Origin of the sequence: Sulfuracidifex metallicus DSM 6482 = JCM 9184, assembly GCA_032834875.1 — an archaeon.
GTDB classification, from domain to species: Archaea; Thermoproteota; Thermoprotei_A; order Sulfolobales; family Sulfolobaceae; genus Sulfuracidifex; species Sulfuracidifex metallicus.
The window spans coordinates 494,329-514,143 of the sequence record CP135238.1 but is presented as its reverse complement, the minus strand read 5'-3'; the positions used below and the strand labels follow the sequence as shown (position 1 = coordinate 514,143).

The 19,815-nt window shown below is 40.3% G+C and carries 27 protein-coding genes and 1 pseudogene; 14 read left to right on the top strand and 14 right to left on the bottom strand.

Translation table 11 applies throughout. The features are described from left to right. Nucleotides 1–86: 86 nt before the first annotated feature. From hisC to serS, 11 genes and pseudogenes are all read left to right on the top strand, one after another. Nucleotides 87–1,151, top strand: a complete 1,065-nt coding sequence (gene hisC / locus RQ359_RS02995; RefSeq protein ID WP_054838251.1) for a histidinol-phosphate transaminase — start codon at nt 87–89, stop codon at nt 1,149–1,151. Then, the gene (gene hisG, locus RQ359_RS02990) at nt 1,129–1,989 is read left to right on the top strand and encodes an ATP phosphoribosyltransferase (protein WP_054838263.1); all 861 of its coding nucleotides are present in this window, start codon (nt 1,129–1,131) and stop codon (nt 1,987–1,989) included. The genes hisC and hisG overlap by 23 nt, the downstream gene beginning before the upstream one ends. Continuing rightward, on the top strand, nt 1,989–2,687 hold the full coding sequence (gene hisA / locus RQ359_RS02985; RefSeq protein WP_054838250.1) for a 1-(5-phosphoribosyl)-5-((5-phosphoribosylamino)methylideneamino)imidazole-4-carboxamide isomerase: 699 nt from the start codon (nt 1,989–1,991) through the stop codon (nt 2,685–2,687). The genes hisG and hisA overlap by 1 nt, the downstream gene beginning before the upstream one ends. Nucleotides 2,688–2,796: 109 nt before the next feature. Then, a pseudogene (gene hisB, locus RQ359_RS02980) lies at nt 2,797–3,260 on the top strand (imidazoleglycerol-phosphate dehydratase). Continuing rightward, on the top strand, nt 3,251–4,006 hold the full coding sequence (gene hisF / locus RQ359_RS02975; RefSeq protein ID WP_157042954.1) for an imidazole glycerol phosphate synthase subunit HisF: 756 nt from the start codon (nt 3,251–3,253) through the stop codon (nt 4,004–4,006). Before hisB ends, hisF begins: the two are co-directional and overlap by 10 nt. Beyond that, a complete protein-coding gene (gene hisD / locus RQ359_RS02970) occupies nt 4,003–5,214 on the top strand; it encodes a histidinol dehydrogenase (RefSeq protein WP_054838247.1) in 1,212 nt (403 codons plus the stop codon). Before hisF ends, hisD begins: the two co-directional genes overlap by 4 nt. Then, complete coding sequence (gene hisE, locus RQ359_RS02965; RefSeq protein ID WP_054838246.1) at nt 5,207–5,485, top strand: phosphoribosyl-ATP diphosphatase; 279 nt, start codon at nt 5,207–5,209, stop codon at nt 5,483–5,485. Before hisD ends, hisE begins: the two co-directional genes overlap by 8 nt. Then, on the top strand, nt 5,482–6,072 hold the full coding sequence (gene hisH, locus RQ359_RS02960; protein ID WP_156016124.1) for an imidazole glycerol phosphate synthase subunit HisH: 591 nt from the start codon (nt 5,482–5,484) through the stop codon (nt 6,070–6,072). Before hisE ends, hisH begins: the two co-directional genes overlap by 4 nt. Then, nucleotides 6,057–6,431 (top strand): phosphoribosyl-AMP cyclohydrolase, encoded by a 375-nt coding sequence (gene hisI / locus RQ359_RS02955; RefSeq protein ID WP_420856760.1) that lies wholly within the window; start codon nt 6,057–6,059, stop codon nt 6,429–6,431. Before hisH ends, hisI begins: the two co-directional genes overlap by 16 nt. Before the next feature lie 25 nt (nt 6,432–6,456). Beyond that, nucleotides 6,457–6,852 (top strand): metal-sulfur cluster assembly factor, encoded by a 396-nt coding sequence (locus tag RQ359_RS02950; protein WP_054838244.1) that lies wholly within the window; start codon nt 6,457–6,459, stop codon nt 6,850–6,852. A 25-nt stretch (nt 6,853–6,877) separates the two neighbouring features. Continuing rightward, the gene (gene serS / locus RQ359_RS02945; RefSeq protein ID WP_338116935.1) at nt 6,878–8,236 is read left to right on the top strand and encodes a serine--tRNA ligase; all 1,359 of its coding nucleotides are present in this window, start codon (nt 6,878–6,880) and stop codon (nt 8,234–8,236) included. Between the two features lie 103 nt (nt 8,237–8,339). Here serS and RQ359_RS02940 read toward each other — a convergent pair whose 3' ends face one another. The 12 genes from RQ359_RS02940 to pyrB all read right to left on the bottom strand — a co-directional run bounded on the left by RQ359_RS02940 (nt 8,340) and on the right by pyrB (nt 16,307). Next, nucleotides 8,340–9,860 (bottom strand): B12-binding domain-containing radical SAM protein, encoded by a 1,521-nt coding sequence (locus tag RQ359_RS02940; RefSeq protein WP_240899944.1) that lies wholly within the window; start codon nt 9,858–9,860, stop codon nt 8,340–8,342. A 42-nt stretch (nt 9,861–9,902) separates the two neighbouring features. Next, complete coding sequence (locus RQ359_RS02935; protein WP_156016125.1) at nt 9,903–10,142, bottom strand: hypothetical protein; 240 nt, start codon at nt 10,140–10,142, stop codon at nt 9,903–9,905. A 156-nt stretch (nt 10,143–10,298) separates the two neighbouring features. Further along, nucleotides 10,299–10,601: a DNA-directed RNA polymerase subunit M gene (locus RQ359_RS02930; RefSeq protein WP_054838241.1), complete on the bottom strand. Its 303-nt coding sequence runs from the start codon at nt 10,599–10,601 to the stop codon at nt 10,299–10,301. 53 nt (nt 10,602–10,654) lie between these two features. After that, entirely contained in the window at nt 10,655–11,125 is a 471-nt protein-coding gene (locus RQ359_RS02925) for an Lrp/AsnC family transcriptional regulator (RefSeq protein ID WP_054838240.1), read from the bottom strand. Nucleotides 11,126–11,180: 55 nt separating this feature from the next. Continuing rightward, on the bottom strand, nt 11,181–11,786 hold the full coding sequence (locus RQ359_RS02920) for a MarC family protein (protein WP_054838239.1): 606 nt from the start codon (nt 11,784–11,786) through the stop codon (nt 11,181–11,183). Next, nucleotides 11,783–12,079 carry a hypothetical protein gene (locus RQ359_RS02915; RefSeq protein ID WP_156016126.1) on the bottom strand — a complete coding sequence of 99 codons (297 nt, stop codon included), beginning with the start codon at nt 12,077–12,079 and terminating at the stop codon, nt 11,783–11,785. Before RQ359_RS02915 ends, RQ359_RS02920 begins: the two co-directional genes overlap by 4 nt. Next, nucleotides 12,060–12,368 carry a hypothetical protein gene (locus RQ359_RS02910; protein WP_054838237.1) on the bottom strand — a complete coding sequence of 103 codons (309 nt, stop codon included), beginning with the start codon at nt 12,366–12,368 and terminating at the stop codon, nt 12,060–12,062. Before RQ359_RS02910 ends, RQ359_RS02915 begins: the two co-directional genes overlap by 20 nt. Beyond that, nucleotides 12,365–13,246, bottom strand: a complete 882-nt coding sequence (pyrD, locus tag RQ359_RS02905) for a dihydroorotate dehydrogenase PyrD (protein ID WP_156016127.1) — start codon at nt 13,244–13,246, stop codon at nt 12,365–12,367. The genes RQ359_RS02910 and pyrD overlap by 4 nt, the downstream gene beginning before the upstream one ends. Beyond that, nucleotides 13,230–14,387 carry a dihydroorotase gene (gene pyrC / locus RQ359_RS02900; RefSeq protein WP_054838236.1) on the bottom strand — a complete coding sequence of 386 codons (1,158 nt, stop codon included), beginning with the start codon at nt 14,385–14,387 and terminating at the stop codon, nt 13,230–13,232. The genes pyrD and pyrC overlap by 17 nt, the downstream gene beginning before the upstream one ends. Continuing rightward, nucleotides 14,377–14,934 carry a hypothetical protein gene (locus RQ359_RS02895; RefSeq protein WP_054838235.1) on the bottom strand — a complete coding sequence of 186 codons (558 nt, stop codon included), beginning with the start codon at nt 14,932–14,934 and terminating at the stop codon, nt 14,377–14,379. Before RQ359_RS02895 ends, pyrC begins: the two co-directional genes overlap by 11 nt. Further along, complete coding sequence (gene pyrI, locus RQ359_RS02890) at nt 14,935–15,402, bottom strand: aspartate carbamoyltransferase regulatory subunit (protein WP_054838234.1); 468 nt, start codon at nt 15,400–15,402, stop codon at nt 14,935–14,937. It lies immediately after the preceding gene. Next, nucleotides 15,399–16,307 (bottom strand): aspartate carbamoyltransferase, encoded by a 909-nt coding sequence (gene pyrB, locus RQ359_RS02885; RefSeq protein ID WP_156016128.1) that lies wholly within the window; start codon nt 16,305–16,307, stop codon nt 15,399–15,401. The genes pyrI and pyrB overlap by 4 nt, the downstream gene beginning before the upstream one ends. A gap of 55 nt (nt 16,308–16,362) precedes the next feature. Between pyrB and pyrE the strand changes: the two genes are divergently transcribed. Genes pyrE through RQ359_RS02870 form a run of 3 tightly spaced genes read left to right on the top strand, consistent with a single transcriptional unit; the run spans nt 16,363 to nt 18,252 of the window. Continuing rightward, nucleotides 16,363–16,947, top strand: coding sequence for an orotate phosphoribosyltransferase (pyrE, locus tag RQ359_RS02880; RefSeq protein WP_054838232.1), 585 nt, complete (start codon nt 16,363–16,365; stop codon nt 16,945–16,947). A gap of 5 nt (nt 16,948–16,952) precedes the next feature. Then, nucleotides 16,953–17,621: an orotidine 5'-phosphate decarboxylase gene (locus tag RQ359_RS02875; protein ID WP_054838231.1), complete on the top strand. Its 669-nt coding sequence runs from the start codon at nt 16,953–16,955 to the stop codon at nt 17,619–17,621. A 13-nt stretch (nt 17,622–17,634) separates the two neighbouring features. Beyond that, a complete protein-coding gene (locus RQ359_RS02870; RefSeq protein WP_240899945.1) occupies nt 17,635–18,252 on the top strand; it encodes a hypothetical protein in 618 nt (205 codons plus the stop codon). On the opposite strand, the gene RQ359_RS02865 is transcribed toward RQ359_RS02870, so the two are convergent. Together RQ359_RS02865 and cdvB3 are read right to left on the bottom strand one after the other, a co-directional pair. After that, the gene (locus tag RQ359_RS02865; RefSeq protein WP_054838230.1) at nt 18,215–19,246 is read right to left on the bottom strand and encodes a phosphate uptake regulator PhoU; all 1,032 of its coding nucleotides are present in this window, start codon (nt 19,244–19,246) and stop codon (nt 18,215–18,217) included. The two genes, RQ359_RS02870 and RQ359_RS02865, sit on opposite strands and share 38 nt — an antisense overlap. A 25-nt stretch (nt 19,247–19,271) precedes the next feature. Next, a complete protein-coding gene (gene cdvB3, locus RQ359_RS02860) occupies nt 19,272–19,769 on the bottom strand; it encodes a cell division protein CdvB3 (protein WP_054838229.1) in 498 nt (165 codons plus the stop codon). Nucleotides 19,770–19,815 lie beyond the last annotated feature (46 nt).

The window sequence follows — 19,815 nt, the reverse complement described above, 5'->3', positions numbered from 1 at the left end:
GCATTAAAGAAAAACCTTTTCTTATACTACACTTCCGCACTTCAGTAACATTTTTAAGCAAAGAGAAAGAATAGCCGTTCGGGTTCATTATTGCACCAACCGAGATAAAGAATAAAATAAAACCCTGGCTTCTCCAAGCCAAGGAATATGATTTTACAGATATAAAGGAAGGGATTAGGTTACATCTAAATGAGTCTCCTTTTAGACCACCAGAGGTGGTAATAGAGAAAGCATCGAGGGCAATGCTCAATTGCAACAGATATCAAAACCCAGAGTTGTTAGAAAGGTTTAGGGAACTAGTTGCTGAATATAACAAAGTAGACAAGGATATGGTTTACGCGTCACCAGGAGCAGATGGATCGCTTAGATCTATATTCTACAACTTTCTAAGCCCATCTTCAACTATTGTGATAAATAATCCTTCGTACAGTATGTATAAGGTATATTCCTCTACTGTTGGTCTGAAGCTTAAGGAGATCCAGCTTAAGCCTATTGGAGAGTGGTGGGTTGAAGATAACGAAGCTCTTGTAAACGCTTCAAGGGAAGCTGAAATTACGGTCATAGATAACCCTAACAACCCTACTGGTTCTCCAGTTCTTACCAAGGATATAGTTAAGGAAATAGCGGAAACTACAAAAGGACTAGTCCTTGTAGATGAGGCATACTTCGAGTTTTATGGCAAGTCAGTTATAGACCTAATTAGTGATTACCCTAACCTCATGGTAGTGAGGACTTTGAGTAAGGCTTTTTCAATGGCCTCGTTTAGGGTAGGTTACACTATCGCAGACAAGGAAATTGTTAAGGCTCTAATGAAGAGTTCCACTCCCTTCGATATAGCTCTCCCTTCTCTCGTTGCAGGCATAACTGCAATGGAGAACAGAGGCTACGTTAAGGGAATAGTAGAGGAGATTAAACGCAATAGGGAAACAATGCTTTTAGGCTTAAGACGTTTAGGACTGAAGGTATATAATTCCGTGACAAACTTCTTGCTTGTAGATTCTGATAAGGATATATGGAATGAGTTATGGAGACATGGAATAGCGATAAGGAAGTTAGGCGAACACTACAGAATTAGCATAGGTACTAGAGAAGAGGTCGAAATGTTACTTAATGTTCTAGGTGATTTCCTTGAGGATAGCAATACCAAATAAGGGAAGGCTAAAGGATCCTGCAATGCAGTTCATCATGTCAGTTGGCATAAGACCTTTGGCTGGAGATGATAGGTCGCTTATGATACCTACAAGTTGGGATAACACGGAGTTAGTGATGGTTAGAACTGAGGATATACCCAACATAGTTGAAGCCGGTGCTGCAGAACTAGGAATTACAGGTATGGACTACGTTAAAGAAGCAGGAGCCAACGTGGAGGAACTGGTTAAATTAGACTTCGGCAGGTCAAGGATAGTTCTCGCAGTTCCGTCATCTTGGGACGTAGAAACGTTAGAAGATCTTAAGGGTAGGGAAATCAGGATAGCCACTAAGTACTTTAACATAGCCAAATCCTACTTAAACGAGAAGGGAATAAAGGGCAGATTAGTTAAGATAAGCGGAGCCGCAGAGGTCATGCCATTATTAGGAGCAGCGGATTGTATAATTGATGTCATGAGTACCGGTACAACGCTCAGGCTTCATGGTCTTAAGCCAATAGACGTTGTCATGGAGTCCCATGCATCGGTCATAGGGAATGAGGGGTGGATGAAGGGTCCAGAATCTGAGAGAATAAACTTGCTACTTACAATTATGAAAGGTACAATAAATGGGAAAGGGAAGAAAATGATATTCATGAACGTAGAGGGGAAGGACTTAGAAATGGTAATAAGTTCCCTTCCTGCAATGCTGGCTCCATCAGTTTCGAAGCTAGGAGGAAAGGACGCGTGGGAAGTGATGACGGTAGCTGAAGAGAAGGATATCCCTGAGATAATATCAAAGGTGAAGAACAGCGGTGCTAAGGACATAGTCATACTAGACATAGAAAAGGTGATAAAGTGATGAAGGTTCTTCCAAGCATTGACATAAGTGATGGCGTAGCAGTGAAGAGAATAAAGGGGAAGAGCAATTCAGGCATAAAGCTGGGGAACCCTGTTGATATAGCAAAAGAAATAATCGAACTTGGCTATGATTCAGTTCACGTAGTAGATTTGGATGCTGCGGAAGGAAAGGATAGAAACCTTGAATATATAAGGGAGATCTGCAAGCTCGGTTTCAGCTTCGTCCAAGTAGGTGGGGGAATAAGGGAAATCGACGATGCATCTAAGATACTCGAAGCCGGAGCGTCGGCTATTATAATGTCGACCTTACCTTTCATGGACGAGAATAAATTTCTCAAGATAGTCGATTCAATAGGCAAGGACAAAGTGTTGGTTTCGGTTGACTATAATTCTTCAGGAGAAATTTTGATCAAGGGATGGTCCACAAGCTCGGGTTTTTCCATATCAAGGGCGATTTCAAATCTAAATAACTTTGGCATTAAAGGAATAATTCTTACTTTTGTGGAAAACGAAGGCACAAAAGGAGGGATAGATAAGCACGTGGGAGACTATGTAAAATCTTTAAATGGTATCAAGGAATATGCAGGCGGAATTTCATCCATGGAGGATTTGTTATTTTTAAGTAAAGTTGGAATAGATTACGCTATAATTGGGATGGCTTTCTATTCAGGTTCACTAAGGGGTGTGAGATATGTCTAGAGTCATAGATAAAACTAGGGAGACAAAGGAAACTAAAATTTACATCCATCTGGATATAGACAATCCAGGAGAGGTAAGAGTTACGACGCCGGTTCCATTTTTCAATCACATGCTTCATTCCTTGTTGTTTTACATGGAAAGTGAAGCCTTAGTGGAAGCCATAGATAAACAGAACTTCGACGATCACCATGTAGTAGAGGACGTTGCCATCGTTCTCGGCGACTCTCTGGCTGAGCTCTTGGGTGATAAAAAGGGGATCAAACGGTTTTCAACGTATACTATTCCAATGGACGAAGCCTTAGTAACCGTCTCTTTGGATATTTCGGGAAGGGGAGGCTCATATACGGACTTTCACGTTAAGAGGGATTCCGTTGGAGCCTATCCATGGAAAACGTTCCTCACTTTTTAGATACCCTTGCTAAACATTCAGGGATAACACTTCACGTAATTCAGCATAGGGGTGAGAACGCCCACCATGTCGTTGAGGCAATATTCAAAGGACTCGGAATTTCCCTCCATGATGCTACTAGACTTGTATCAAGTAACGTCAGAAGCACGAAGGGATCTATATGAAGAGAATTATTGCTTGTCTGGACGTAAAGGATGGCAGAGTAGTCAAGGGAGTCAACTTCCTCGGTCTGAAGGATAAAGGAGACCCAGTGGAGTTAGCTGCAAGATACGAGGACGAAGGCGCAGATGAGATAGTATTTTTGGACATCTCAGCTACTATAGAGGGAAGAAAGACCTTATTTAACGTAGTTAGGGAAACCGCAAGCATAATTTCTATTCCATTGACCGTAGGCGGAGGAATAAGAACTTACGAAGACTTTAGAAACGCATTGTCTTCAGGCGCGGATAAGGTCAGTATAAACACCGCAGCATTCGATAACCCTTCCCTCATTAGTAAGACGTCTCAAGACTTCGGAGCTCAAGCTGTAGTAGTTGCAATAGATGCTAAGAGAGTTGGAAGATCTTGGAATGTCTTTACAAGGTCTGGATCCCACGATACTGGGAAAGATGCAATCGCTTGGGCAAATGAGGTGGAGAAGCTAGGAGCAGGTGAAATTCTTCTAACAAGTATAGATAGAGATGGTACTAGGAAAGGCTATGACAGCGAATTAACCAGGGAGATATCATCGCATGTTTCAATTCCAGTAATAGCGAGCGGAGGAGCGGGCAAACCCGAACACTTTCTTGAAGTGCTAACTTATGGTAATGCAGATGCAGCTCTCGCTGCAGGCATATTTCACGATCAGATCGTTAGGATAGAGGAGCTTAAAATCTACCTCAAAGAGAAAGGTGTCGAGGTAAGACTTTGATATTCAGGGATGTTCCTCAAATTAGGCCTAACAGTCTAGATCCGGTGATGGACAAGGTAAAAGAAATAGTGAACCAGGTTATAGTTAGAGGAGACGATGCATTAATTGAATTAACTTCTAAGTTTGATAAGGTTAAGCTAATCAACTTAAATGCCACCATAGATGAGCTGAGAGAAGCTTCGGATAGCCTCTCTGAAGACGTAAAAATTTCAATTGATAGAATATGGGATCAATTAAAGAATTTTCATGACTCGGTTAAACCTCCTAACATTGGAGGCGGTAGGGATGGCATTTACTTTGGAATAATATGGAGAGCCATAGAAAAGGTTGGAATATATGTCCCAGGAGGACTAAAGTCCTATCCCTCGACGCTTATGATGGCAGGTATTCCTGCAAAGGTTGCCGGCGTTAGTGAAATTTATGTTTGTTCTCCAAGTAGAAACGGTAAGGTTGATCCAGCTTTAGCATATGTTGCGTTAAAGTTAGGAGTTAAATCTATGTATAAGGTAGGTGGAGCTCAAGCAATAGCCGCCATGGCTTTTGGTACAAAAACTGTGACAAAAGTAGATAAGATTGTTGGACCAGGTAACTTATTTGTTCAGGCCGCAAAGTTCCTAGTTAGCGATAAGGTAGGAATAGACGGCATAGAAGGGCCTACTGAACTAGTTATCATAGCAGATGATAGTGCAAAACCAGAGTTAATAGTCAAAGATCTTATGGCACAGGGTGAACATGGTCCATCCACTTTCTTGGTTTTTATCTCATGGAACGATTCATTGCTGGAGAAAGTAAACGGAATATTGGAATCTTTAAGCAAGGGCAATTCCAGCGATATGAACTTCTACTTAGTGAAAGCTAAAGATCAAGCTGATGCCGTGGATATAGCCAATAGAATATCCCCGGAGCATTTGTCGCTCTACGTTAGAAACCCAAGGGAGCTTCTTTCGTTAGTTAGGAATACCGGTGCAGTGAGTATGGGATATACTCCTCCAGCCATAATTGATTATGCGGCTGGTCCAAATCATATTTTACCTACTAATGGGTGGTCAAGGTTCAGAGGAGGTATCACAGTATATGATTTCCTCAAACCAATAATGTACGCCGACGCAATGTCTCCTTCCAAGGACTTAGTTAGAGCATCAATAACTTTGGCTAAGTATGAGGGATTTCAGATTCATGGTGAAAGTATAGGTGAAAGATATGAGTGAAATAGACGATCTATTTGAGGTAATTAAGCAGAGAATAAGTGAAATGCCAGAGGGCAGTTACACTGCAGAAATAGCTAGGAAAGGGATAGGCTTTGCGGCTAGAAAGGTTGGAGAGGAGGCAGTGGAGACAGTCGTAGCGTCTCTTAATGAGAGTAAGGAAAGGACGGTAAGCGAGGCCTGTGACTTAATTTATCACCTTTTAGTCCTTTTGGCAATAAGAGGTATAAATTTGGACGAAATTTACGTTGAGTTAAGGAGGCGTAGGAAATGAAGGCTTTGGTCTTAAACTACGGAGTAGGAAATCTATTCAGCATAAGCTCGGCTCTGAGGAGAATCGGTTTTGACGTTACGATAGGCGACTTATCAAGTGGTTACGATCTAATAGTAATGCCAGGAGTAGGGTCATTTTCGGCTGTTTCCTCCTTCTTATCTTCTAGGAAGGACTATCTGGAAGACCTTAGACGATCTGGAACATCTTTCTTAGGAGTATGTCTTGGCTTTCAGGTTCTTTTTGACGTTGGAACGGAAGGTGGAACTTCACAAGGTTTAGGGTGGATAAAAGGTAAAGTGGACTTGCTGAGGGTAAAGGATAAGCTCCCTCATATAGGCTGGGAGAAAGTTAAGGTAGATGGTTGTTACGATATCTTGGAAGGATTAGATGGCAACTACGTTTATTACGTTCATAGCTATGTGGCTTTTCCAGATAGGGAACCAGATGCAGTGTCATTTTACAATGGGGTCAAATATCCTGCTGTGATGTGCGAGAGAAATGTAGTGGGAACCCAATTTCATCCTGAAAAGAGTAGCAACACAGGAAAGAAGTTCTTTTCAAACCTTAATAGGTGGTTGAAACGTTAAAGTTGGATCAGAAGGAAGCCGAAGAATTAGTCTCAAAGATGAATTTTCGCCACGACATGCAAACCATCATAGCGGTTCTGCAGCACTTTCAAACCAAGGAAATACTTATGGTTGCGAATATGAATAAGGAAGCCTTTATCAAAACCTTAATGACTGGAAAAGCTCACTTCTTTTCTTTAAGTAGAGGAAAGCTATGGCTTAAGGGAGAAACAAGTGGTAACTTTCAAATCTTAGAAGATCTAAGGATAGATTGCGACAACGATGCTGTAGTTCTTCTTGTCAATCCATTAGGTCCAACTTGCCATACTGGAAATAGATCTTGTTTCTATAGGAGTTATGATGATATCCGCAACGGTTAAAATCCATCTTTTACACTGTTAATATATGTCTCAACAACAGAAGATAGACAAAGAGGAATGGAAAAAGAAGATAATGGAAGGTTTAACCCAGGTATATGATCCAGAAATACCAGTTGATATAGTAAGTCTGGGCTTGGTATACGACTTAAAAATAGGAGACGACGGTTCAGTTTACATAAAGATAGGACTTACTGCACCAGGTTGTCCGGTTATCGATGACCTCGTATATACAATAGAGCAAGTGATTAAGGAAAGCGTGCCTGCAACGTCGGTAGACATAGACGTAGACCTAGACACCCAATGGACACCCATGAGGATGAGTGCAGAAGGCAGAGAGAAGTTCAAGAAACTTTATGGTTATGATATAGTTGAAATGTGGATTCAGACATATGGATTACCTCCTGAGGAACAGAAGGCATAAAATGTAGATATTTTTCTATTAGAACGTGTCTTGGAGCATACTTGAGCTCTTAAGGAACAACCCTGATGAGCTAAAGGAAAACCTCAAACGCAGGTACATAGATATTTCTATAGTAGATAAGGCAGTAGAACTGGACAAGAAATGGAGACTAACCCTGCAGGAAGTTGAGAAATTACGTCATGAACACAATGTCATAAATTCTCAAATATCTAAACTTAAGGGAGACGAGAGGAAGGCTAAAATTGAGGAGGCTAAGAAATTATTGTCTACTTTAGAAGGTAAAGAGAAGGAATTAGATCAAATAGCTAAAGAGAGAGACTTGCTCCTCTCTAGTCTTCCAAACCTCATACAGACTGACGTTCCAGAAGGACCAGACGAGAATTACAGTAAGCCAATAAAGTTCTGGGGGAAGTTCAAAGTATATAAGGGAGATCTTGAAGACTTCCTTCAAAAGGTTAAGGGAGTTCAGTATGAGGTTTTAGATTGGAAACCAAAAGGACATGCAGAGATGCTAGAAAACGTTCTAAGGTTAGGTGATACTCAGACTGCAGCCCAAGTTGCAGGATCTAGATTCTATTACCTTTTTGATGATTTGGTGTGGCTAGATATGGCTATGCTAATGTACGCGATAGACTTTATGACATCCAAGGGATATACATTAGTTCTTCCTCCATACATGCTCAAGGGCGAAGTTATTCATTCTATTATTGACATAGAAACGTTTAAAGATGCCATTTACAAGCTAGAGAATGACGATCTTTACCTAATTTCCACCGCTGAGCATCCTTTAGCTTCTCTACACTTTAAAGGCGAAATAAGGAAAGAGGACTTGCCAATCAAGCTAATAGGCGTAAGTCCAGCGTTTAGAAGAGAGGCAGGAGCTGCGAACAAGGATATGAAAGGAATCTTTAGGGTTCATCAATTCCATAAAGTTGAGCAGTTCATCTTTGCTATGCCGGAACAGTCCTCTCAACTTCATATGGAACTTTTATCTAATGCAGAGCAAATAATACAAGGTCTAGAAATACCTTACAGAGTTATAAATATAGCGTCTGGAGACCTAGGAGCATGCGCATCAAAGAAATATGATATTGAAGCCTGGATGCCAGCTCAGGCTACCTTCAGGGAAATGGTAAGTTGTAGCAATTGCACAGACTGGCAGGCATTCAGAATGAAGATTAGGTACATTGATAAGAGTAATAAGGGATACGTTCATACCCTCAACAGTACTGCAATAGCCAGCACTAGGATGATTACCGCTATTTTAGAGAATAATCAACGTGAAGATGGAATGGTGGAAATACCGAAAGTTTTGAGGAAGTACCTAGAACCTTTCAAGATGGCCCCAAAGGAGATTATATCTCCCAGGAAGAAAATATTATAACATATTAATTAAGGATAGTAGCAATTTTTATGGTAATCGTATTGTGATAAGAAACTGAAGATTTATTTTAAGCAAATTCTAATAAAAATTTGATATTTATTAATTACTGTTTCATATTAGTCTCTATCCAGTTTTCGACTTCCTTCATCTTCCTCTTTGACGCAGCAAGAAACATCTTCAGTCCGACTCTCACTGGAGCGTAGAGTGGCCCCTTCAGATAGAAGGTATTGAGTATGTCTTGAGCCCAATAAATGTCGTGCCAGAATACTTTCTTGTAAAGTTCGATGTGAGCTGGAGATAACTTTGCTTGTTCTCTCCAATCGCGGAACCAGTTCTTATTCTTGAACATTCCCATAGGGACGAAGAACATTGGAACCAAGATGCTTCTATATCGCCTCAAATTATCTACTAATTCTACCGTTCTTATTACATCTTCCTCTTTCTCTTCAGGTAATCCAACTATCATAGTGCCCGCGGGAACTATGTGTTTCTCATGCATTATACTGAACGCGTCTTCAACTATCTGTGGATATTCTTCTGGTTTAAATGGAGCAGACTTAGCTGGCATTATCTCCTTTGCTAATCTAGTAGATCCAGTTTCTATACCGACTTCTACTCCTATGTACTGTTGATTCTCATCGTAAATTATTTCACCTAGTTTGCTGATTAATCCATATTTCTCCTCTGAATATTTAATTGCAGCTAGACTAGCATGACTCCATGCTATGGACTTGTAATATTTTTTCACTAACTTGTGAAGTCTAATTAAAGGTTCAGGCCTAGGGAATATTCCAGTTGCACCGTAAAATAGTATATCGTCGCTATGGATTACTCCGTATTTTACCCCATTTCTGACGTTTACTTGCAGCTCCCTTTCTATTTTTTCTAACGAATAATATCTGGTAGGCCTAAGGGTGACGGAACAGAATCTACATGATCTTGCACATCCTCTCATAACTTCTATCATCCCGTTTACGCTTGCACCCTTAATTTCAGGTATATCGTCTACATCTGGTACATCATCACCACTTACGTAAACGTACTTGGGTAACGGTTCGCCATCTAGTATTTTTTGAGCTAGCTTGACTACTACTTTTTCTCCTTCTCCATCCACGAAAGAGTCTACACCTAAGCTCTCTATAGCCTCTGGCGTCCATAGCCATTGCCAAGTCGAAGGGCCACCCACTAGAATCTTCATTCCCTTGGATTTTGCCTCCTTAATTTCTGGCCTATTCATTAAAGCTTGGAAACTTCTTCTGTTTATTGGTTCCTGCTGCGTTATAGCCCACCAAGTTGACGAAGGCGGACCGTAACCGAAATAGTCGTGGTGCGAGAACATTAACGCTTTAGCGTACGGAAGATGCTTGTTTAGGTGATCAGGATCAACTATCGCTGCGCTGAATCCCTCCTCTATTAATTTGGCCTCAACTTTCCTCATTCCGTAAGGCGCTTGCCAAGGCCTACCTAGCTTGTCTACCTTCATCTTCGGGCATGCTATATATTTCCATACGGACTCAGGAACTCCAACTGCAGGACCGGTTCCCAGGAACCCTAGGAACTCCTTTCCATGATGGTTTGTCATGAGACATCTATCAGTTGTTAGGATAAAGTCGAAATGCTCCATGAGAACCACTCCTTATATAGAGATAATAATTTAAAAAGGTTACTATAAATAACTTAATACTTTATTCAAGATTGGTTTTAAATTCTGATCCGCATCCTTGATCTTTATTTCCTTTGCGTCATCTTCCTTGGGTGTCCACGTGTTATCATCGCTTAACTTGACCTCATGAAGAGATGAGACTATGAATATTTTATCTCCCCTCTCGGTCTTGGCCTCCTCAAGTAAGACCTCCTTTCCATTCTTCATTAGCTTATATTTACTAGTAGTTTCAGTCACTTTCACTTAAATCACCTTAATTATATCGTATAACATAGTTAAAGGTTTAACTCTAAAAGATATATCGTACTATAAAGGGATAAAGCTTATCCTATATATCAAAAAGGGAGAAAAGCAAAGAGTAACAGCAAAAATGTGTTTAATGAAATAAACTAAGATTTTTCAGTCTCCTCCTTCGTCATCTTCACCTTCTTCAAACTCTTCTCTCAAAAGTTCAAGTCCTACTTCCTTATAGTATTCCTCTCTTTCTTGTTCTAAATCGTCAGTTAAATTTCTGGTGCTGCTTTCACTTACCAATGACGTAGTCTTGACGTTCTTCTTTTCTGCTGTTGCCTTTACGCTGTACTCCTTCTTTTCCTTGTCACTAACTTCCTTTTCGAATCCGCATTTATTACATTTTAATATTTCCTTACCGTCCTTTTTCGTTGGCATCATCACTCCTCCACATTTTGGACAGAACTTCATGTATTTCACCAATGAGAGTATGTTATGCTTCTCTAAAATATAAAAACCTTTTCTTAGAAAATCCTGATCCTGGGATCTTCTTTTACGATATTCAGAACTACGCTCGTGTGCGTTCTTTCTATTCTAGAGTTCTTTAAGAGTTGCTTTAGGAACTCGTCCAACTCCTCCACGTCCCTGAACTTAGCTATGATGATTACGTCGTATTCTCCAACAACGTCGTATACTGCTATAACGTTGTCAGCGTTAGCTATTTCTCTCTCGAACTCTATGAGATGCTTTCCATCAACCTTTGCCATTATTATTCCTGTTAAAATGAAACCGAGCTTAGAGTAGTCTAGAAGGGCCGCGAACCCTTTCACTATTCCTTCTTGTACAAGCCTTGTCATTCTATTATGTAACGTGGCTGGAGAGATGTTCATCTCTTCAGCTAGTCTCCTAAGGCTAGTTCTAGCATCCCTCAGGAGTTCTATTAATAATCTCTTATCTACTGTATCTAAATCTACCTTGCTTCTATTTTCCGACATAACTGGAACTAACTTCCATTACTCGTTAAAAAATTTTCATCTTAAAGATGTATTCTCATGTCAACTTTATCTGAGATATGCCGTTTATTATTAACTGAACTCCAAAAGCTGCTATGATAATTGCGGCGAATCTTCCAGCTGCCACAGTCCCAGTGTTTCCCATGACCTTGACTATGAGCGGACCGAAAGATAGGACTGCGAAGACTAGAGCTGAAGCGATTAGGCTGCTCAATATTACGGTTAATACACCGTTGGTTACACCAAGAGTAACTAGTGCGCTCATTGCTCCTGGGCCTACTAACAGAGGTGTGGCTATTGGAGTTACCACAGCCTCCTCTATCCTGCTTGACATGAACTTCAATTGCTGAAAACCACCCAGCGTGTCAACTCCTAGATATATTAGAATTAAGCCACCGCCTATCTCCAACGAAGAAACTGATAGACCCAAGTAATACAACATAGGCCTGCCTAAGACTGAAAATACCAACATGAGTCCAGTTACGGCGACGCCTATTTTCTTTACTAATAGGCTCCATGGAATTTTAGTTTGCGAATTTCTGTTGAATTCCTCGTGTAGAGAAAGAAGGAAAGGTAATATGGATAGCGGATCCATTATAGCGAATAGTTTTACTGCAAGTACGAATGGGAGTTCGAAATTCATCTTAGTAGGCTAAGCAAGTCTTTTAGATTTTTAATTTTGTCTTCCTCATTGTTCGAGGAAATCAATAATATCATCTTAGAAAGTACTAGATAGATCTTTGAAATTTCTTCTTTCAATTTCTTGGCATCGGTTTCACTCTGCGTCAATCTGTTTTCTATGCTCTGAAGTTCCCCTATCAACTCTGCGACTACATGCTCTAGATCTTCAGGGTTGTTATGCTCATGTTCGAGCTGCTTGCTAATTTCGTTTAGGTCGTCCTCATTTTTAGGTATCTTAGGAATTCTCAGATCCATTTTCATCTTCCTCAGTATCTACGTTGCTTGAGGAAACTTTTTCGTTTGAAATGATATAATTTCCAACACCTAACCTTAGGTAATGTTTAATAACTGTGGATATCTTCCCAGCTGCTCTTATTGGAACGCATTCAGTCGAAACCTTCTCGTTGGTATCAGTTATTCCAACTACCCTAGCCAACTTCTTTTCATCGTCACAGAACTCCACGTTTACTGATTTTAATCTTCCCATGAATACAAGCGATTCTAAATCCCTTCCTTTCATTATAATTTCGTTTCCATCGGTCATTTTCTCACTGCCTTTCCTATCACATCACAAAGTCTTAAACCCTTTTCTGCAAGGTATTCTTCTACTCCTTCTCTTATCTTCGGGACTATTGCTAAACCAAGTTCCAAAATCGCTGTTCCAATTCCAACCATCTTTGCGCCAACAGACATTAACTCTATTGCGTCCTCCCAAGAGAAGACTCCTCCTATTCCTATAATTTCTGTGTTGTACTCCTTGTAAACGTCGTGAATTATCCTCACTGCTAAAGAGTGAATGCATTTCCCTGAAATTCCTCCAGTCCCATAAGAGAGCATTGGAGACAACGAGTTTAGATCTATCTTCATTCCCTTCAATGTGTTTATAAGCGTTAATCCATCTGCTCCACCCTCAAGTGCCTTACCTGCTATTTCTAGAATGGAATCCCAAGGCCCAAGTTTTATAAAGACTGGTTTTTTACCCACCACATCCTTCACAGCTTGTGTTACTTCCTTTGCATACGCAGACATGGATTCTCCAAATCCCCTTCTGTTTGGGCTACTTAGGTTAACTTCTATTATTTCGCCGAAGTTCTTAACCTTTGAGGCTACTTCTGAAATCTCCTTCACCGAAGAACCCCCAATGCTGACTATGAACTGGCATTTTCCCCAACGATTCATGTACTTAAGGAATTCCAGACCAGGGTTGCCCAATCCTATGGCATTTATATAACAACCGTCGTGAAGCTTTGCGACTGTGGGAGCTTTATGCGGTTCAATGGGATTTTTCGTCAATGTCTTAAGCGTGATGGAGGCAGGCTTTACAACTTCACAAACCCTATCTACGTAATCTAGAACATCTGGGACTATGCCTGACGCAACTGTAATAAAGTCGTTCATTTCAACGTTAGCTATTCTTATCAAATACGTTCGCCCCTTTAACTGGAAGAGGTTCTCCGTCTAAGAACGCTACTTTACCTCTGACAATCGTCATGTAAACTCTTGCGTCTAAAGGATATCCATCCATTGGAGTGTAAGTTGTCTTACTAAAGACAGTATGATATCTCCAGTTCTCCCTCTTTATTACTGTGAAGTTTGCAGGATACTCATTGGCAATTTCACCGTATTTAATTCCCAAAATTTTAGAAGGATTAGTCGAGACAAGCTGCACTGCTCTTCCTAAGGATATAATTCCTTTAAACGATAAGGAAAATACGAAAGGTACAGTAAATGAGAGGCCAGCTATCCCTGGCGGGCATACTTCATAAGGCATATTCTTCTCCCACTTCGCATGTGGTGCATGGTCGCTCACTAAGGCGTCCACTTCGTGAATTCCTTGTATTAGCTTGTTTCTTTCAGTTATATCTCTTATTGGAGGGTTTACTTTGGATAGACAGTCCCTCTCTCCATCTACTATCATGTGATGTGGTGTCATATCAACCGTAAATCCCATCTTCTTCGAAATTGCTATTGTATCTATTGTGGTTGCGTGAGTTATGTGAACTCTTTTTCCTCCACTTACCATGTAAAGTGAAGCAAGCTCCATCCAAGATAGTCTGGTTCCCCTGAACAGATATAAAGGAACTTCAGGGTGTAAAATCTTGAGCTTCCTAGAATTTTTTAGAATATTTTCGGTTTCTTTCTTCCACAAATCTTCAGGAAATATTTTATAACCTGCTATTGGCATATCTTCTACGTTTTCTCCTTCATTTGGGACTCCAGAATAGATTCCGTAATTGCATCTGGAATAATATTCAAATTCACTCAGTTTTTCCTTGATTGTTTTCTTGTCTCTGACATATGGAGATGTGTTTGGCATATCTACAATAAGTGTTAATCCACCGTAAGTTGCTTCCTTGGTAGCCGAAGTGACGTCCTCTTTATATGCCAATTCCATTCCCCTTACGTGAACGTGCATATCCACAGCTCCTGGAACTACTATTGTATCGTTTGGAGTCTCTAGGTCCGGTTTGCAGTTATTTCTTATGTTTCTGATTTGTGTATCGAATTCAACGCATGCCTCAACTATTTCTCCAGAAAGAAAGAACTTTCCCTTAAGCCACAATCTTTTCACCCTCCATGAATGGACCCTCGATGCAGGGTAAATATCCCCTGTAAGAGCAGACGCCACAAACTCCAACAGAACAGTTCATTTTAACCCATCTTACATATATTAACGACCTAGAAAGAATATTTCTAGGTATTGTATTTATTTTTCCATTTGGTAACGAAATAATAAGTAGGGTGTCGTCGGGGACATACGTTGGAATGACATCTAATAGACGCGTATGAATTCCCATTCTCTCTGCCTTAACTAAAGGATAATGTACGTCATGTTCTAATCCAGCCTGCGCTACTCCGATGATTTCATTAAATTTAGTTAAGTCTATTCCCTTACCTAAAGGTCCCTTTATGTAAGCCCAATTATACCTAAAGTCACCTTTTTCTATTATCAGGTGTAACGTCCCCGCAACGTAATCGTAAATTCCCAGAGGAATTTCCTTCCCATCATTTACTATAGTAACGAATTGACCAGCCTCAGGTTCTACGGGGAACTTTATCTTAAGGAGAATTCCGTTTTCTCTCTTCTCTTTGCTTATAACCTTGAACATTCATAACACCTGTTTTATTACCTCAGCTTCGGTAATGGTGGTTTCGCAATAATCGCATTTTATTCGTAATGGATTCTCTGAGATCGAAACGAACTTAGTAAAAGCCTCAGGGTCATTATTAGTAATGCATGAAGGATTAGGGCACTTTAGAATTCCCCTTATAACTGATGGAACCTTCATCTTCATTTTCTTTACAACTTCGTAATCCTTGATTATGTTAATCGTGGCATTAGGTGCTATGAGAGTAATTAGGTTGGACTCCTTTTCATCAACAGTCCTTCCAGATATCTTCACTATGTCCTTTCTTCCCATCTTTTTACTCTCGACGTTCATAACAAGGGCAACCCTATATCCTTCGCTTCCATTAATTCCAAGTACTCTTAATACAGCCAACGCTCTACCGGAAGGTATATGATCTATGACCGTTCCGTAGTTTATCTTTGTGACTAGAAGTTCCTTGTCGCTCATCTAGAATCACCTATAACTTGATGAATTACGCCCATTCTCACTTGGACTCCCAAGGAAGCCTGATAGAAATATTTAGCTTGAGGAAGTTTATCTACCCTTCTATCTATCTCGTTTACCCTGGGCAAAGGATGCAATATCATTGAGTCCTTTCTCATGGAGTTCACCGTGGAGATGTCAACCTTGTAACTTTCTTTCACCTTCTCAAATTCTATTTCATCAGCAAAACGTTCCTTCTGGATTCTGGTTACATATAAGACGTCTGTCATATCTATAACGTCCTGAAGTGAATCTGTCTCAATTACTGGAAAGTTCAACGTATCTTTAACCTCAGTTCTAATTCTAAGTTGCTGAGGAGAGACCAAGAATACCTTCCCTGGTTTGAACTTAGTAAGCAGCCTCAACAAACTGTTTACAGCCCTTCCATATTTTAAATCTCCTAAAACACAGAAATTCAAACCATCAATATAACCTTTAACTTTCCTTACAGTGTACAAGTCTATGAGTGCCTGAGTGGGATGCTCATGTTTGCCGTCCCCTGCATTGATTATGGGGACTTTGCTTATTTCCGAGGCAAACTTGGCAGCACCATCGAGTTTGTGTCTCATAACTATCAAATCAGAGTATGATTCCAACATTCTCACTGTGTCGGCTATGGTCTCTCCTTTCTCTACTGAGGTCCCCTCTGATGATGAGAAACCTATTGTTCTGCCTCCCATTCTTTGAACGGCTGAATCGAAGCTATTCCTAGTTCTGGTGCTTGGCTCAAAGAAGGCTAATGCAACTACTTTACCCTCCAATTCCTTAGACGTTCTGTTTAACTTTTCGTATCTATCTGCCTCATCGAAAATCAATTCGATTTCTTCTTTACTTAGATCGAGTGACGAAATAACATGTTTAGGCAACAATGCCCTTAGCAACTAAAGACGGAGGATATTTAAATTCTTTTACAGAAAGACCCCCATGGACTTAGCCAACTTCTTACTAGACAGGAAAATCCTGCTGTTGGGCAACTTCGTCCTGAACTCTGGAAAGGTGAGTCCTTATTATCTGGATATGAGATCTCTACCAAGCTATCTGGAATTCTTTGACGTGGTCGAGAAGGCTGTTGAAGCTATTAAGGGAATCGAATTTGATATGATAGTCGGAGTAGCTACAGGCGGAGTTCCGTTTGCGTCTTTCCTTGCATGCAAAATGAGGAAACCAATGGGTTATGTTAGACCAGAGAAAAAAGGTCATGGAACGGATAGATTAGTTGAGGGTTACGTTGAAGGCAGAAAAGTTCTGGTAGTGGACGACGTTTCAACTACTGGAGGATCTCTAGTGTCAGCTGTGAATAAGGTAAGGGAAAGCGGAGGAATAGTGGAAAACGCTATTGTGATAATAGACAGAACCGAAGGAGCTTGGGAGAAACTTAGGGAAATAGGCGTAACCTTGGTAAGCGTCTTTACCATAAACCAGATATTGGAATCGCTTCTATCTTCGGACAAAATTAAGGAAGGGGAAAGGAAGGCGATAAAAGAGTATTTGGAAAATAACTTGAGGTAAAAAAGATGCCCCAGTCTAGGTTCATCTTAGCTTTGGACTTCCCAGTTAAAAGGGAAATTTTGGAGGAATTGTCTCCTAAGGTTCATGGTTTAAAGGTAGGATTAGGTTTAACTTTGGATCTAGGCGTACAAGGAGTTAAAGACCTTTTAAAGGGATTGGACGTTGAGGAAATCGTAGTTGATTTCAAGTTAGCTGACATTGCTCCGATTATGCAAGGAATAGTATCACGGTTAAGTTTCGCGGACTCATTCATAGCACACTCCGTAATAGGATCGAAGGGAGCTCTCCTTGATCTTAAAAGGTTTTTAGACGCAAATGGAAAGAAACTATACCTTTTAGGCGCAATGTCTCATGAGGGTTGGGATGATTCCTTGAATTCGTATACAACTAAGGTTATACTTGATGTTGATCCGTTTGGTATAGTTGCCCCTGCAACTAGAGATAAAGTTATATCTCAATTTAGAGAAAAGTTTCCCTCGAAGGTAATAATATCTCCTGGAGTTGGCACTCAGGGAGCTCCCTTTGGGAGTGCCATATGTAACGGTGCAACTTATGAGATAGTTGGAAGAAGCATATTCTCCTCAGGTGACCCTCTGAATAATCTAAAATTCATCTCGGAGAATCAGGAAAGAGAGGTGTTGAATTGTAAAGGAACAAAAGCTGGGAAACAATAAGTATACCCAAGAGATGTCTAAACTTTACGACTTAGTTACCGAAGCTGAAGACATTCATGAGGAATTCGAGGTAGTCCCTACTACAGACTACGAATATCTTTATGTGCCCCAGGAGTCAATGGTAACCTCCGAGCGTGTGAAAGTTGGCTCCAAAAACGACACATATTTCATGATCTATAGGAAGATAATGGAATATTACCTGAAATTCTTAAGGGAGGAAATGTACCCTTATGCTACAAGAACTCTTGGGAACGAAATCGAGTTCCTTAGCATAGTTTTGGAGAGCGGGGATTTCGTAGTATTTGAGGGAGATGAGAAGAAAGTAAACATGCCAATGCCTAGAGCGATAGCGTCAGTCCACACTCATCCAGGAGTTTGCCTATTTTCTCATAAAGATATAGAGACTGCGGATTCGCTTTTCATAAAGGGTTATGTTGTTATAGCGGTTATGAACAATCAGTGCGTAAGTATCTTCCTGCGAGAGGGAGTTTATACAGAAGAGGACAGAAACGTACTTAAGGATCTTAGGGAAAAGGTTAAGAAATCCAAGACGATGAATGACCTCATTTCTGCGTATAAAGGTCTAAGTTTTCCTAACTTTCTGAAGTTCTATTCATTTCAATTGATTTAGATATCAAGTCTATGGTAGCCTCAGCGATATCTATAGAATACCTCATTATTCTTCTGAAGGAATCAAGTACCATTATTCCTGAAGAGGTGGCCTTCACGTCTTTCTCGTCCTTTAACAGTAAGTTAGAGGTTGAAACTACCATATCGAAAGCCTTCATGTTGTTTCCTATCACGTCATGTGCCATCTCCTTTCTCTCATTCATGAACCCGCTCACGCTCTTTTCATAAAAGTCCATACTCATCTTTCCTGCCTCCATTATCTCTTTTCTGTGAACTATGCCTTGAAGGTTAGGTATGTTTTCAGCTATTCTTCCGGCGTGGTCTGCGACCCTCTCCACGGATTTAACCACGGAATATAGGTCCACAACCTGAGTAAGGTTATATCCTTCTTCAGTTAGTATATTTAGCGAAGATACGGATAACGTAAGTTGCCTAGCAACGTAAAAGAAGAATCTATCTACTTCATCGTCCCTTCCTAATATCTCCCTTGCAAGTTCGGAGTCTTGATCTTCTATCGACATTAACGCGTCCTTTAGCATGTTATGGGATATGGTGTAAGCCCTACCTATTGCCTTTGTAATTGGAAGATCCTTTTCATTTATTAAAAACTGAACGGTGAGGCTAGACACGTCCTCCTCAATTACTTCAGCACCAAGGAGTCTCCTTCTAACTACATCCTTAATGTATGCTCTATCCTCTCCTTTCATTTTCTTGCATGATATAGTAACTTGAGAATACCCAGCCATGTAGTATGCAATGAATTCCCTGACTATTGCCTCAGCTACCATGTTTTCGCATAAAAGAGTCTTCCTTTTCTCAACTTCCTTTCTGTCACTGTTCTTTGGTATCACTACCAATTTAAGATCAGAATCTTCCATTATCTGAACTTCATCTCCAGCCTTCAGTGATAGAGCTTTAACCCATTCCTTAGGCAAAGAAACTATGTAGGTTGATCCTCCAGTTAGTTGAATTTTTCTCGTGATGTAGTTTACCATATTTTCAAGGCTACTATATAGCATTCTAACTTATAAGCTTCTCCTCTCTGGATTCCGAGATCTTTTGTGCCTCCTCTAATACCTTCTTACCTTCCTCAGTGGACCTTATTTTCATATCCTGAGGCATATCCAACGAGGCATAAAAGCCAGCATAGATATCCTCCAACATCACGGAAAGCTCAGGAACCCCTCCCATCTGTTTCTTAAGTTCCCTAATAGCTTCCATAACTGCAGGTGCCTCATTAACTATATACCCTATATAGATTATTGTCTCTATTTTGATTTCCGCCATCTCTAAAAGTATGTCAATGGTGTTCAAGAATTGAATAATCCTCTGAAGCTGTTCGGCTTCCTTCATATACTCTATTGACACAGCAGTAAACCTACCGAAATTTCTCTCTGACATTTGATTGTATTTTTCGATTCTATCCTTCATTCTATTCTTGTAAATCCTTACTCTGTTTCTTGCTATCTTTATGTTTGTCAAAACATCAGCCAAAGTTGCTTTCTTCTTACCGAACACGAGAATATGATTGGGTTAAAAGGTTTAAAAGGAGTAACATCAAATA

Excerpts from the sequence above, each read along its gene's own strand:
- RQ359_RS02940 (WP_240899944.1), bottom strand. The coding sequence starts at position 9,860 with ATGGAGCATTTCGACTTTATCCTAACAACTGATAGATGTCTCATGACA.
- RQ359_RS02910 (WP_054838237.1), bottom strand. The coding sequence starts at position 12,368 with ATGACCGATGGAAACGAAATTATAATGAAAGGAAGGGATTTAGAATCG.
- RQ359_RS02915 (WP_156016126.1), bottom strand. The coding sequence starts at position 12,079 with ATGGATCTGAGAATTCCTAAGATACCTAAAAATGAGGACGACCTAAAC.
- RQ359_RS02920 (WP_054838239.1), bottom strand. The coding sequence starts at position 11,786 with ATGAATTTCGAACTCCCATTCGTACTTGCAGTAAAACTATTCGCTATA.
- pyrI (WP_054838234.1), bottom strand. The coding sequence starts at position 15,402 with ATGAGCGACAAGGAACTTCTAGTCACAAAGATAAACTACGGAACGGTC.
- hisE (WP_054838246.1), top strand. The coding sequence starts at position 5,207 with ATGAGTGAAATAGACGATCTATTTGAGGTAATTAAGCAGAGAATAAGT.
- hisH (WP_156016124.1), top strand. The coding sequence starts at position 5,482 with ATGAAGGCTTTGGTCTTAAACTACGGAGTAGGAAATCTATTCAGCATA.
- RQ359_RS02930 (WP_054838241.1), bottom strand. The coding sequence starts at position 10,601 with ATGAAGTTCTGTCCAAAATGTGGAGGAGTGATGATGCCAACGAAAAAG.
- RQ359_RS02875 (WP_054838231.1), top strand. The coding sequence starts at position 16,953 with ATGCCCCAGTCTAGGTTCATCTTAGCTTTGGACTTCCCAGTTAAAAGG.
- RQ359_RS02865 (WP_054838230.1), bottom strand. The coding sequence starts at position 19,246 with ATGGTAAACTACATCACGAGAAAAATTCAACTAACTGGAGGATCAACC.
- RQ359_RS02925 (WP_054838240.1), bottom strand. The coding sequence starts at position 11,125 with ATGTCGGAAAATAGAAGCAAGGTAGATTTAGATACAGTAGATAAGAGA.
- RQ359_RS02895 (WP_054838235.1), bottom strand. The coding sequence starts at position 14,934 with ATGTTCAAGGTTATAAGCAAAGAGAAGAGAGAAAACGGAATTCTCCTT.
- RQ359_RS02870 (WP_240899945.1), top strand. The coding sequence starts at position 17,635 with ATGTCTAAACTTTACGACTTAGTTACCGAAGCTGAAGACATTCATGAG.
- hisA (WP_054838250.1), top strand. The coding sequence starts at position 1,989 with ATGAAGGTTCTTCCAAGCATTGACATAAGTGATGGCGTAGCAGTGAAG.
- pyrE (WP_054838232.1), top strand. The coding sequence starts at position 16,363 with ATGGACTTAGCCAACTTCTTACTAGACAGGAAAATCCTGCTGTTGGGC.
- RQ359_RS02950 (WP_054838244.1), top strand. The coding sequence starts at position 6,457 with ATGTCTCAACAACAGAAGATAGACAAAGAGGAATGGAAAAAGAAGATA.